Below are 12,258 nucleotides of genomic sequence, written 5' to 3'. Positions count from 1 at the left end.
GGTGCCTGCGGACCGGACGGCGGCCCCTGCGGCGCCTGCTGCTGCGGGCCGGGCTGGAGCGGCTCGGCGCCGGGCGGCGGTGCGACGGGAGCGGGCGCCCACGCCTCTGCCGGCGGCTCCCAGCCCTGGGGCGGTGCGCCGGCGGGGCTGCTGCCGTTGGCCGCGGCGGGAGCGCCGGACTCCGGATCGGCCGGGGGTGCCGGAGATGCGGCGGGCGCCGGACCGTCCTGCGGCGCTGCGGGCTGCTCAGCCGGCGGCGCCACCTGCTGCTCGGGGGCCGGATCGGGGGCCGGCGGCGGCCACTCCGGGGCAGCCGGCTGCGGGCCGGACTCGGGTCCGGGCGGGAACGCCGGGAACGCGGGGGCGGGGGCACCGCCGACCGCGTAGGGCGGGGGCGGCGGCAGCGCGCCGTCGCCGAACCACTGGTCGGCGGGTGTGCCGGCGGGGACGAAGCCGCCCTGGTCCCCGTCGCCGGCGGAGTGCGCGGCCGCCCCGTGGTCACGCCCGTCGTCCGCCGGACTCGGAGTGGGGTTCTCCGGACCGTGGGGTTCACTTCGTGGCACCGAGGCTCTCCTCAAGACGCAGTCTGGGGGCGTGGGGGAACGACGGCGGGGCCGGTCCCGGTCGGGGCGATGGGAGCCGGCACCCAGCGTCGTCGGTTTTCTCTACTCCGTCAAAAAAGTCGTCCGACACTAAAGATAAGACCCCGGGGCAACCCGGCAACATCCAACCCGGCACCGTCCTCCCCGGACATCCCCTCTCCAATCCTCCCCCGCCCCTCCCGCCCCGCCGCGCGCCGCCGCGGCCGGCGGGCCGACCGACCGGCCGCCGCGGCGCAGGGCCCTGCCCGCAGACCCGGCGGCCGCGCCCTGGATAGCGTTGCGGCATGCACGCGATCCAGATCTCCCAGCCCGGCGGCCCCGAGGTCCTCACCTGGACCGAGGTCGAAGACCCGGTGGCCGGCCCCGGCGAAGTCCTCGTGGACGTCACCGCGTCCGCGGTCAACCGCGCCGACATCAACCAGCGGCAGGGCAGCTACGACCCGCCGCCGGGCGCCTCGCGCTATCCGGGCCTGGAGTGCTCCGGCCGCATCGCCGCGCTCGGCCCGGGCACCGAGGCGGCCGGCTGGTCGGTCGGCGACCCGGTGTGCGCGCTGCTGGCCGGCGGCGGATACGCCGAGCAGGTCGCGGTGCCGGTCGGCCAGCTGCTGCCGATCCCGGACGGCGTCGGGCTCGCCGAGGCGGCGGCGCTGCCCGAGGCCGCGGCCACCGTGTGGTCGAACGTGTTCATGGTGGGCGGGCTGCAGCCCGGTGAGACGCTGCTGGTGCACGGCGGCGGCAGCGGCATCGGCACGCTCGCGATCCAGTTGGCGAAGGCGCGGGGCTCCCGCGTCATCGCCACTGCGGGTGCGGCGAAGCTCGACGCGGTGCGGTCGTTCGGCGCCGACGCCGCGATCGACTACCGGGCCGAGGACTTCCCCGCCCGCGTCAAGGAGGAGACCGGCGGGGCCGGCGCCGACGTGGTCCTGGACATCATCGGCGGCGGCTACCTGGACCAGAACCTGCGCTCGCTGGCGACCGGCGGTCGGCTCGTCGTCATCGGCCTGATGGGCGGCCGCAAGGCGGAGCTGGACCTCGGCCGGATGCTGGTGAAGCGCCTGTCGGTCGCTGCCACGACGCTCCGCTCCCGGTCGGCCGAGGAGAAGGCGGGTATCGTCGCGGGCGTGGCGGAGAACGTCTGGCCGCTGGTCTCCGCAGGGACGGTCCGGCCGGTCGTGGACCGGTCGCTGCCGATCGCCGAAGCGGCTGAGGCGCACCGGATCATGGAGTCGAGTGCGCACGTCGGGAAGATCCTGCTCACGAGGTGAGGCTTGTGATGGACAACGGAGTCAACGAGGACCAGCCGCAGGTGCTGATCGTCCCCGGCGCCGGCGGCCGCCCGGACGGGGAGGCCGACGGCGGCGAGGACGAGCCGAAGCCCCTCGGCGAGATGGTGGAGCAGCCGGCGAAGGTGATGCGGATCGGCAGCATGATCCGCCAGCTCCTGGAGGAGGTGAAGGCCGCCCCGCTCGACGAGGCGAGCCGCGCCCGCCTCGCGGAGATCCACGCCAACTCCATCACCGAACTGGAGGACGGCCTGGCCCCCGAGCTCGTGGATGAGCTCGAGCGGCTGACGCTGCCGTTCCATGAGGAGACCGCGCCGAGCGAAGCCGAGCTGCGCATCGCGCAGGCCCAGCTGGTCGGCTGGCTGGAGGGGCTGTTCCACGGCATCCAGACCACGCTGTTCGCCCAGCAGATGGCGGCCCGCGCCCAGCTGGAGAACATGCGCAAGGCGCTGCCTCCGGGTGCCATGCCGCAGCAGGACGCGGGCGGCGGTCCGGCGCAGGCGTCCGGCCCCTACCTGTAGCCGGCGCCGCGGAGCGGAGCAGCTCGGCGGCGCTGCCGCCGGAGCAGTGCCGCCGCGCCGCTCTCCCGGAACGGGGGAGCGGCGCGGCGGTTCGGGCGCGGCTCTGGCGCGGCGGCAGCCGGGTGCGCTACTTCGCGACCGGCTCCAGGACGTCGCGGCCCATCAACGGGCGCAGCGCCTCGGGGACGGCCACGGAGCCGTCCGCCCGCTGGTGGTTCTCCAGGATGGCGACGATCCACCGGGTGGTGGCGAGCGTTCCGTTCAGGGTGGCCGCGAAGCGCGGCTTGCCCTCGTCGTCCCGGTAGCGGATGTCGAGCCGCCGGGTCTGGAAGTCGGTGCAGTTGGAGGTGGAGGTCAGCTCCCGGTACCGCTCCTGGGTGGGGATCCACGCCTCGCAGTCGTACTTGCGGGCGGCGCTGGTGCCCAGGTCGCCGCCTGCGATGTCGACGACGCGGTAGGGCAGCTCGAGCTTGTCGAGCATCTCCCGCTCCCAGGCGAGCAGCCGCAGGTGCTCCTCGTGGGCGTCCTCGGGGCGGGTGTAGACGAACATCTCCACCTTGTTGAACTGGTGGACGCGGATGATCCCGCGCGTGTCCTTGCCGTAGGAGCCGGCCTCGCGGCGGAAGCAGGTCGACCAGCCGGCGTAGCGGTTCGGCAGCGCGCCGGCCGGCAGGATCTCGCCGGCGTGGTAGCCGGCCAGCGGCACCTCCGAGGTGCCCACCAGGTACAGGTCGTCGGCTTCGAGCCGGTACACCTCGTCGGAGTGCTCGCCGAGGAACCCGGTGCCCTCCATCGTCTCCGGCTTGACCAGAACCGGCGGGATCATCGGGGTGAAGCCCGCCGCGGCGGCCTGCTGCATGGCCAGGTTGAGCAGCGCCAGTTCGAGCTGGGCGCCGACCCCGGTCAGGAAGTAGAAGCGGGCGCCGGAGACCTTGGCGCCGCGGTCGGTGTCGATGGCGCCGAGCAGCTCGCCCAGCTCCAGGTGGTCGCGGGGGGTGAAGTCGAACGCCCGCGGTGTTCCCGCCTCCTCCAGGACGCGGAAGTCGTCGACGCCGCCCTCGGGGGCGCCCTCCTCCACGATGTTGGGGATGCGCGCGAGCACACCGTCCAGCTCGGTGCCGAGCCGCCCCGCCTCCGCCTCGGCCTCCTTGACCTGGGCCGACAGCGACTTGGCCTGCTCCAGCAGCGCCGGGCGGCTGTCCGCGTCGGCCTGGGACACCGACTTGCCCACGCTCTTCTGCTCGGCCCGCAGCGACTCGAAGCGCGACAGCGCAGAGCGGCGCGCAGCGTCGAGGTCGAGGAGGCGGTCGACGACGGAGTCGTCTTCGCCCCGGGCGCGCTGGGAGGCGCGCAGGCGGTCAGGGTCGTCGCGGAGAGCACGGAGGTCGATCACGCCCTGCAGGTTACCGGCCTCCTCTCCCGTCCGCACCGCGATATGCCTCCCCGGCAGCCCCGCCGGACGCCGTCCCCGCCCCGCCAAAACCGGTGGACAGCCGGCCCGCAGCGGCGCAGCATCGAGGCATGCCGCCTCCGCGCCCGGCCCTGCAGCACTGGCCGCTGTTCTCGCTCGTCCTGACCACGCCGCGGCTGGAGCTGCGCCTCCCCTGGCCGGACGAGCTCGACGCGCTCGCCTCGGTCGCGGTCCGCGGCGTGCACCCGCCGGACACGATGCCGTTCGTCAACACCTGGACGGCGAAGCCGGCCGGCACCGTCGCCCGCAGCGTGTTCACCCACCAGTGGCGGAATCTGGGGAAGTGGGCCGCCGACGACTGGCTCCTCCCGCTGACCGTCTTCGCCGGCGGGCACCCGATCGGGGTCCAGGACATCTCCGCCGCGGACTTCCGGTGCGTGCGCGAGGTGAAGACCGGCTCCTGGCTCGGCTCGGAGTACCAGGGCCGCGGCTACGGCGCGGAGATGCGCGCGGCGGTGCTCTTCCTGGCGTTCGCCGGTCTGGACGCCCAGACTGCGCGCAGCGAGGCGTTCGCCGACAACCCCGCGTCGAACTCGGTGTCCCGGCGGCTCGGCTACCGGGAGGACGGCACCGAGGTCTACGCCGTGCAGGAGCAGCGCCGGATCAGCCGGCGGTTCGTCCTCGACCGGGCGGGCTGGGAGCGGCACGCCACCGTCCCGGTGCAGCTCAGCGGGCTCGAAGGCGCCCTGGAGATGTTCGGCCTGGACGCAGGGCCGCAGGGTGCCGGCAGCGGCGCGGCCGGCGGCTGGGGCAGCTCTGCGGAAAAAGGGGCCGCGGAACCGCGTCATGACCGCTGCAGACCCCCGTGTGCGCTGGTGTAGGGCACCGAACAGGGGGAGGACGGCATGGCCAAGGCACGTCCCATGTACACGGGGGATACGCGGACCAAGGCGCAGTACGAACCGGCACTGCACGCCTGGCCGATGAAGTCTCTGGCGCAGATGAGTTCCGAGGAGCTGATCGCGGCACTGGAGCGGCTCGCGTCGGCTGCGCCGGAGGACGCGGCGCTCGCCAAGGCGCTGCGGGACGAGCTCGCCTCCGCGCTGCTGGACGAGGGGCTGCTCGACGCAGAGGCGGCGGCGCAGACGGCCGCGGATCCCTGGCAGCCGGACGCCGGGCCCTGCGCCCGCGGCGGGCGCACCGAGTGCGCCGACCGCGGCGCGGCGCTCACCGGCGGCCCGAGCGGGCCCCTTCCAGCCACTGCGCCGCGGCCCGGAAATCGCCCTCGGTGACGCCGTGCCCGGGGCGGGCCGCCGCGGCGGCCCGCTCCCCGGCGGCGCCCGGATAGCCGCCGGCGCGGGGGTAGCTGCCGAGGAACCGCACGCCGGAGCAGACCCGGTACAGGCCCATCAGCGCCTCGCCGAGGGCGGCGTCGGCGACGTGGCCGTCAGCGTCCAGGCAGAAGCAGTAGCGGCCCAGCCCGTCGCCGGTGGGCCGGGAGTCCAGGCGGGTCAGGTTGATGCCGCGCACGGCGAACTGCTCGAGCAGCTCGGCGAGCGCACCCGCGTGGTCGTCGGAGGGGAAGGCGACGATGGAGGTGCGGTCGGCACCGGTCGGCGCGGGGGGCCGGCCCGGCAGGGCGACCTCCACGAACCGGGTGGCGGCATCGGAACGCTCGCCGATGCCGGTGGCCAGCGGCACCAGGCCGTAGCGCTCGCCGGCGATGCGGGCGCACACGGCCGCGTCGTACGGGCTGCCCGGGTCCGCGACGGCCTGCGCTGCAGCGGCCGTGGACGAGGCGGTGTGCGTCTCGGCGTCCGGCAGCGCGGTCCCCAGCCAGCGGCGGCACTGCGCGAGGGCGTGCCCGTGCGTGGCGACGTGCTTGACGTCGTCGAGCACCGCGCCGGGGCGGGCGAACAGCGTGAACTCCACCGGCACCGCGGCCTCGGCAGTGATCATCAGCGGCGCGCCGAAGACGAGTTCGGCGGTGGTGGCGGGCACGCCGCCCTCGACGGAGTTCTCCAGCGGGACGACGCCGCTGTCGGCCGCACCGCTGCGCACCGCGTCGAAGACCGCCTCGACGCCGGTGCACGGGATGGCGCTCCCGGCACCGGCGTCGGGGTGCAGCACCCGCAGGGCGGCCTCCGTGAAGGTGCCCTCCGGGCCGAGGTAGGCGTAGCGATTCCGCATGTCCGCAGGCTATACCCGGTCAGGACCGCTGGGGCGGTACGCCGCCGTCGCGGGCGGTGAAGGTGCGGACGGGGCCTTCCTGGTGCTGCTCGGCGGAGTCCTCCGCGCCCGGCGCGCCCTTTCCGACGCGCCGCTCGGCTGCTGCGGCGCCGTGGCCGGCCGGGCTGCCGACTGCGGCGTGCGCCCCGCCGCGGGACCGCGCAGCGGCATCGGCGGCCCCCGCCGCCTCTGCTGCCTCTGCGGCGCCGGCGGCAGCAGTGCCGCCGGACTCGGCGGGGGCTCGCCGGCCGTTCTTCCGCCCACCCTGCTCGGCGCGCTGCCGGCCGCGCTTCCGCTTGCTCTGCGGTGCCTGCCGCGCGGCCGGCACCTCGATCGGCGCCGCGGAGCCCCGCGGCGCCGTGTCGAGGCCGTGGCCGAGGCGGGCGGCGCGGACCGCCCGGTACTCCTCCGGTGAGAGCAGGTCGTCGGGCCGCCCGCTGGACACCGCCTTGGCATAGGTGCGCGCCTCGGTCCGCCCGTTGATGGAGGTGAGCACCGCACCATCGCCGGAGGCGTTGAGCAGGGCCAGCGAGAACGACCGCGCCCCGGTCATCTCCTCCAGGGCGTCGTAGCGGACGAGTCCGACGTCGCGGACCGCGCGCGGGTCGACCCCGCCCCCCTCCGGCAGGAGGCGGCGGATCAGGGATCGGGTGTCGTGCAGGCTCTTGCGTGCGCTCAGCAGCGCCCAGCCGCCGACGGCGAGACCGATGAGTCCCGCGCCGAGGCCGAGCACGGCGAGGATCAATGTCAACACGGTGCGAGCGTATCGCTACGGAACGCGGCGAGTGTGTGACGAGACGTATTCTCTACGGCGACTTTGTACGAAAGTGCAGAAATCGGACAGCGATCTACGTTCCGTTGGGATGCCGCGCCCCGGAACAAGACCGTCCGCGCCGCCGCTCCGCCGCCCCTGGCGGGCAGAGCTCAGTAGGTCGGGCCGGGGCGCACCCGGCGCGCGGGGATCCGGCGCACCGCCGCGCCGGCGCGGCGGGCGGCGAGAGCGCGGCCGACGTCGGCGAACTGCCGGGCGCGGTGCAGCTGGGCGTGCAGGTCGGCGCCTGTGGCGCGGTGCTCCATCGGCACCTCGACCTCGACGACGCGCCCGCTGGAACGCAGCACGTCGATGGTGAGGCCGGTCTCCACACCGAAACCGGAAGCCAGCGGCAGCGCGGACTGGAACGCGGTGCGGGTCAGGCACCGCTGGCCGCTCAGCGGCTGCTCCGGCTCCCAGCCGGTGGCGCGGCGGATCCCGTCCCGCGCCAGGCGGACCACGAAGCCGTGCCCGCCGAGGCGCATCCGGGTGGCGGGGAAGAGGGCGACGGACATGTCGGCCTCACCCGCGGCGACCGGCTCGATCAGCGGCGCCGCCGCAGCGGCGGTGGCGCCGAGGTCGGCGTCGAGGAAGAGGAGGAGCCGGTGCTCCCCCGGCGGACCGAGGTGGCCGTCGGCCTCCAGCAGCCGGACCGCCTCCGCACCGCTCTCCATCGCCGCACCCTTGCCGCGGTTGCGCGCGTGCCGCAGCACGCGCGCCCCGGCCTGCAGGGCGGCCTCCGCGGTGGCATCGGACGATCCGTCGTCGACGACCACGGCCAGATCCACCCCTGGCAGGCCCCGCGCAGCGCGCACCGTGGCGGCGATGCGGTGGGCTTCGTCCTTGGCGCAGACGACGACCGCGGTTTTCGGTCCGTCCGCGGCAGCCATCAGCGGGGCGCGCTCGGCGACGCCGCGAGAGGCAGCCCGTCGATGGAGTCCAGGATGGTGAAGACGGCGTCGAGCCCGGTGATCTCCAGGATCTTCATCACCGCCGGACGCGGCGCGACCAGCACCAGGTCGCCCTCCTTCTCCCGGGCGCGCTTCATCGCCGAGAGCAGCACGCTCATCCCGGTCGAATCGCAGAACTCCACCCGGGCCATATCGACCGCGAGCCGGTCAGCCCCGTCGTCGAGCGCGCCGATCAGCGCCGTGCGCAGCTGCGGTGCGGTGTACAGGTCGATCTCACCGCGGACGGTCACCAAGGCGTGACCCGCGTGAGACTCGCTTGAGATCTTCAACTCCACAGTCGTGACTGTAGCGGCACGGGGACGCGCTGGCCACCTGGACGGCGGTGTTTCGCAGGATCAGCCGGACATCGCGCGCGTGGCGGACATTCCGGCCGCGCTGCCGACGCCGCTGGCCACCGCGCCACTGGGTCCGGCCTCCGTGTCGCCGCCGGGCGCCGGACTCTCGGCCGCTGCCCCGGCGGCCGAGGCGCTGTGCGCACCGGCGCCGTCACTGCCCCAGTCCGAGCCGACCGAGACCCGCAGCACGGCCCAGACCGTGGAGACCTCGCCATCGACCTCGGTGCCCCATTTGGCGGCCAGGTGCTCGACGATCCCCAGCCCGCGGCCGCCCAGTGCGGACAGCGAGGGGCGGGCGATGCGGGGGAGCGTGGCGGCGCCGCCGTCGCGGACGCGGATCTCCAGCCAGCCGCCGGAGGCGTCCCGCTCCAGCTCCCAGCCCACCTCTACGCATCCAGGCGGATACGGATCGGGGAGCGGCGAGGCGTGCCGCAGTGCGTTGCTGAGGAGTTCGCTGACGACCAGCGCGGCGTCACCGACGCGCTCGTCGGAGAGGCCCTCCGCCTCCAGGTCAGCGCAGAGCTGCTGCCGGGCGTCGGTCACGCTCGACGGCGCGCACGGAACCGGTACCGCCCTCGCCATGCGTTCTCCCGTCCGTCGCCTGATCGCCTCGGTCTCGCCGGCTGCCGCGCGGTCCGGACGGGGGTGCCGGCCACGAAGACTGCCAGGGCCGAAATGCCCCGATCCGGGGGCGGGGAAACACCCCCGCGGCGCTGGTCCGGGGCCCCGTCCTGGTCCGGCCGGATTACGGTCCTGCACGAAGCCGCCCGCAGAGCCGACGATTCAGGGCGTTCCGCCGTCCGATGCGGCCACCGCGCCGGCTGCGGGTAATGTGAATCTCATTCGCGTAACACCGGCCTCGGTGGCCCCCGCGACATCGCCGCCCTGGGCGCGCGCGAGCCGGCGCACGATGTAGAGGCCCAGCCCGATGCCGCCGAACCGCCGGCGGTCCCCGGCCTCCCCCTGGACGAACCGGCCGAAGATCCGCTCCTCGTCGCCGGGGCTGATGCCCACCCCCTCGTCCTCCACGTCGACGGTGAGCATCCCGTCCGCTTCGGCGGCGCGGACCGTGATGCGGCCGCCGTCCGGCGAGTATTTGACCGCGTTCTCCAGCAGCTGGCCCAGGATCACGTCGGTCGCGACCGGATCGCCGCAGGCGCGCGGCAGCGCCTCGGGCATCGCGGAGCGCACCGTGTGCCCCGGCGCCACCGCGCCGTAGGCGGCGACCGCGCCGGACAGCAGCCGCCGCAGGTCGAACGGCTCCGCACCGACGCGCAGGTCCCCGTTCCGGGCGGCCGAACCGAGCAGCAGGTTCTCCACCAGCCCCGCGAGGATCAGCGAGCGCTCGGCGATGGTGCTGACGGCCTCCTTGCGGGCGGCGTCGCCGAGCTGCTCCCAGCGCTGCACGAGGGTGCCGGCGAACCCCTGAACGACGGTGACCGGGGTGCGCAGCTCGTGCCCCGCGGTCGCCATGAACAGGTCCTTCTCCTCTTCGACCTCTTTGGCGCGGGTGATGTCGCGGAAGTCGACGACCCGCTCGCCCGCGTCGCCGCCCGGCACCTCGGTGGCCAGCACCTCCACCCACCGCCCGCTGGGCAACCGGTGCCGCAGCGGCCGCCCCGGGCCGTCCGGCAGCGGGAACGGCAGCGGCCGCCCGACCGCCGCCCCGGCGGGCCGCCCGGTCAGCTCGGCGGCGGCCCGGTTCCACTTGCGGACCCGGCCGGCGCCGTCGAGCAGAGCGATACCGTCCGCGCTGGAGTCGACGACCGCCTGCTCCTGCTCGCGCTGGCGCACCATCTCCTGGTAGGCCATCGCGTTGCCGAGGGCGACCCCTGCGTGCCCGGCCAGCAGTTCCAGCAGCTCCAGTTCGACGTGTCCGACCCGGCGGCCGCTGTAGAGCGCGTACAGCGCGCCGTAGGGCCGGCCCTGGACGTTGGAGACGCCGAGCGCGATGGTGTGCAGGCCGTCGAGGTCGGCCCAGATGAGGTCGTCCAGGCTGCGGGTCTCCCCGGTGGCCAGCAGGACGCTCTTCCCGCTGCGCAGCAGCTCCCCGAAGAGGCTCTCCTCCAGCGGCGCGGAGTAGCCCTTGAGGTGTCCGGACAGCCCGGAGAGGCTGACCAGCCGCAGCCGGTCGTCCTCGATGAGCACGAATCCGCCGGCGTCGGCGCCGGTCAGCTCGGTGAGGCTGCTGGCGATCCGGTCGAGGACCGCGTCGGCGTCCAGGTCGGCGCTGATGTCGGCAACCACATCGTTGAGCCGGCGGACCAGCCGCGCGCGCTCCACTCCGGCCGGCGGCTGCTCGGCGCGGAACACCTGGACCCAGCCCTCGCCCCGGCCGCCGCTGGCGGGGACATAGGCGGTACTCATCCGCACGCTGGCCTCGGTGCCGTCCCGGCGGAGCCGGCGGGAGGCGATGGCGACCGTTCCGCCGCCTCCGCGCACCCGCTCCCGGACCGCGTGCTCTTCCGCCCGCAGCGCGTGCGGAACGGCCGGCAGCACCTGGCCGAGCGCTTCACCAGCGGTCCAGCCGAAGAGCTGCTCGGCGGCGGCGTTCCACACGGTCACCCGGAGGTCGGCGCCGACCGCGACGACGGCGTCGGCCGCGCACGCCAGCGCTGATTCGGCGCCCGGCCCTGCGGGTTCCGTCCCCACCGCCTGCCTCCCGGTCCGTCACTGCCACGGACCGCCATGGTGCCACCCCGCCGCCCGGACGGCCCGGAGGTCTCGGCAACCTGCCGATCTCCGCCAGCATTCCGCACGCCGGGTACCGCCGCGCCGGGCGGTATGCGCGAGCGCAGCAGGAAGGGGAGGAGAGCGGACGGGGGGTGCGGTGGAGCGGGCCCGCCGGAGAGGCCGGGCGCATCCGGGAAACGCGCGGGGGCGGCCCGGGGCCTGCGCCCCGGATCCGCCCCCGGCCGTACCGCTCGGGACCGCTACTCAGGCGATCTGCGGCTCCGCACCGCCGTCGGCCTCCAGGGGGCGGCCGCTCAGCGCCCACGCCTGCATGCCCCCTGCGACGTTGACGGTGTTCCAGCCCGCCTCGTTGAGCGCGGCGACGGCCTGCGCCGACCTGCCGCCGACCCGGCACACCACGTAGACCTGGCGGTCCTGGGGCACCTCACCGGCACGCTGCGCCAGCGCGCCGAGCGGGATGTGCAGCGCGCCGGGCGCGTGGCCCGCGGCCCATTCGCCGGGCTCGCGCACATCCAACAGGAAACCGCCCTCGGGGACGGCTCCGACCTCGATCACGGGAACGCTCTCGCCCACCACTGACGCCTTTCCGATACCGCGGCCCCCGGGGGGACGGATGAGGCCGCTGGAGTCCGGGCCGCACGCGTTCGCGGCCCTCGGTGGAACCCGGTCCGGGCGCACCGCGTCCCAAGGGTATGCGTAGGTACAGCAGAGCGACCGCGGCGCTCCTCTCCGGCCTCGCCCTCCTGGGCGCAGCCGCGTGCGGGGGCTCCCCCGAGGTCAGTGCTCCTGACAGCGCGTCCAGCCCGTCACCGAAACCCGAGACCGAACTGTCGATCGAGATCGAGGCAGCCGACGGCGCCGGCGAGGGCTCCCCCTCCCCGGCCGCACCGGCATCCTGGACCCTGACCTGCTCGCCGGCCGGCGGCGACCACCCCGATCCGGAGGCGGCCTGCGCCGACCTCGAGGAAGCGGGCGCCGAAGGCTTCGAGGAGGTTCCGAAGGACTCCGTCTGCACGCACATCATGGGCGGCCCCGAGGTCGCCACCGTCACCGGGCACGTCGGCGGCTCCGACATCGACACCGAGTTCACCAAGGCCGGCGGCTGCGAAATGGACCGCTACGAGTCCATGGGATCCGTCCTTACCCCCTGACCCCCGACCCCCCGACTGATCGGACCGGCCGACCCGCAACCGGCCGGAGCGCGGAGGCGGACACCGGAGCACGGTGTCCGCCTCCGCCTCGTGGAACGGCCCCCTTCCGCCGGGCCGCCGGGAGAGCCCCGTCAGCGGCCGGGAGGAGCGCCTTCCGCGCCATGAGCTGCGTCACGTGGCCGGTCCCGGCCCCGCCCGGGTTTCGGACAGCGCTCCGGGCGCCGCCGTCGGCGCGTCGGGCAGCAATCGC

General features: G+C 75.1%; 13 protein-coding genes and 1 pseudogene. 5 read left to right on the top strand and 9 right to left on the bottom strand.

What is annotated here, in order from left to right; translation table 11 throughout:
* Nucleotides 1-563 (bottom strand): annotated as a pseudogene (locus ACYVGT_RS25125) (hypothetical protein); the annotation flags it as partial.
* Between the two features lie 323 nt (nucleotides 564-886).
* Here ACYVGT_RS25125 and ACYVGT_RS25120 point away from each other — a divergent pair.
* Complete coding sequence (locus ACYVGT_RS25120) at nucleotides 887-1,867, top strand: NAD(P)H-quinone oxidoreductase (protein ID WP_460862877.1); 981 nt, start codon at nucleotides 887-889, stop codon at nucleotides 1,865-1,867.
* Nucleotides 1,868-1,875: 8 nt separating this feature from the next.
* Nucleotides 1,876-2,406: a bacterial proteasome activator family protein gene (locus ACYVGT_RS25115; protein ID WP_460862878.1), complete on the top strand. Its 531-nt coding sequence runs from the start codon at nucleotides 1,876-1,878 to the stop codon at nucleotides 2,404-2,406.
* Nucleotides 2,407-2,533: 127 nt separating this feature from the next.
* On the opposite strand, the gene serS is transcribed toward ACYVGT_RS25115, so the two are convergent.
* The gene (serS, locus tag ACYVGT_RS25110; RefSeq protein ID WP_460862876.1) at nucleotides 2,534-3,799 is read right to left on the bottom strand and encodes a serine--tRNA ligase; all 1,266 of its coding nucleotides are present in this window, start codon (nucleotides 3,797-3,799) and stop codon (nucleotides 2,534-2,536) included.
* Between the two features lie 128 nt (nucleotides 3,800-3,927).
* On the opposite strand from serS, the gene ACYVGT_RS25105 reads away from it, so the two are divergent.
* Nucleotides 3,928-4,698 (top strand): GNAT family N-acetyltransferase, encoded by a 771-nt coding sequence (locus ACYVGT_RS25105; RefSeq protein WP_460862875.1) that lies wholly within the window; start codon nucleotides 3,928-3,930, stop codon nucleotides 4,696-4,698.
* A gap of 24 nt (nucleotides 4,699-4,722) precedes the next feature.
* Entirely contained in the window at nucleotides 4,723-5,109 is a 387-nt protein-coding gene (locus ACYVGT_RS25100) for a hypothetical protein (protein WP_460862874.1), read from the top strand.
* Here ACYVGT_RS25100 and pheA read toward each other — a convergent pair.
* The 7 genes from pheA to ACYVGT_RS25065 form a co-directional block, all read right to left on the bottom strand.
* Complete coding sequence (gene pheA, locus ACYVGT_RS25095) at nucleotides 5,045-6,007, bottom strand: prephenate dehydratase (RefSeq protein ID WP_460862873.1); 963 nt, start codon at nucleotides 6,005-6,007, stop codon at nucleotides 5,045-5,047. The genes ACYVGT_RS25100 and pheA overlap by 65 nt on opposite strands.
* Before the next feature lie 19 nt (nucleotides 6,008-6,026).
* Nucleotides 6,027-6,800 (bottom strand): DUF4446 family protein, encoded by a 774-nt coding sequence (locus ACYVGT_RS25090; protein ID WP_460862872.1) that lies wholly within the window; start codon nucleotides 6,798-6,800, stop codon nucleotides 6,027-6,029.
* Nucleotides 6,801-6,970: 170 nt separating this feature from the next.
* Complete coding sequence (locus tag ACYVGT_RS25085; protein ID WP_460862871.1) at nucleotides 6,971-7,747, bottom strand: glycosyltransferase family 2 protein; 777 nt, start codon at nucleotides 7,745-7,747, stop codon at nucleotides 6,971-6,973.
* Nucleotides 7,747-8,103 (bottom strand): STAS domain-containing protein, encoded by a 357-nt coding sequence (locus ACYVGT_RS25080; protein WP_460862870.1) that lies wholly within the window; start codon nucleotides 8,101-8,103, stop codon nucleotides 7,747-7,749. Before ACYVGT_RS25080 ends, ACYVGT_RS25085 begins: the two co-directional genes overlap by 1 nt.
* 60 nt (nucleotides 8,104-8,163) lie before the next feature.
* Nucleotides 8,164-8,745, bottom strand: a complete 582-nt coding sequence (locus ACYVGT_RS25075; RefSeq protein WP_460862869.1) for an ATP-binding protein — start codon at nucleotides 8,743-8,745, stop codon at nucleotides 8,164-8,166.
* A 201-nt stretch (nucleotides 8,746-8,946) separates the two neighbouring features.
* A complete protein-coding gene (locus ACYVGT_RS25070) occupies nucleotides 8,947-10,815 on the bottom strand; it encodes an ATP-binding protein (RefSeq protein ID WP_460862868.1) in 1,869 nt (622 codons plus the stop codon).
* 285 nt (nucleotides 10,816-11,100) lie between these two features.
* On the bottom strand, nucleotides 11,101-11,433 hold the full coding sequence (locus tag ACYVGT_RS25065) for a rhodanese-like domain-containing protein (protein WP_460862867.1): 333 nt from the start codon (nucleotides 11,431-11,433) through the stop codon (nucleotides 11,101-11,103).
* 116 nt (nucleotides 11,434-11,549) lie between these two features.
* On the opposite strand from ACYVGT_RS25065, the gene ACYVGT_RS25060 reads away from it, so the two are divergent.
* Nucleotides 11,550-12,008, top strand: coding sequence for an SSI family serine proteinase inhibitor (locus ACYVGT_RS25060; RefSeq protein WP_460862866.1), 459 nt, complete (start codon nucleotides 11,550-11,552; stop codon nucleotides 12,006-12,008).
* Nucleotides 12,009-12,258: the final 250 nt, after the last annotated feature.

Source organism: Nocardiopsis coralliicola (genome assembly GCF_054779695.1).
The sequence above is the reverse complement of the archived record's forward strand: the minus strand, read 5'-3'. Positions and strand labels throughout refer to the sequence as shown.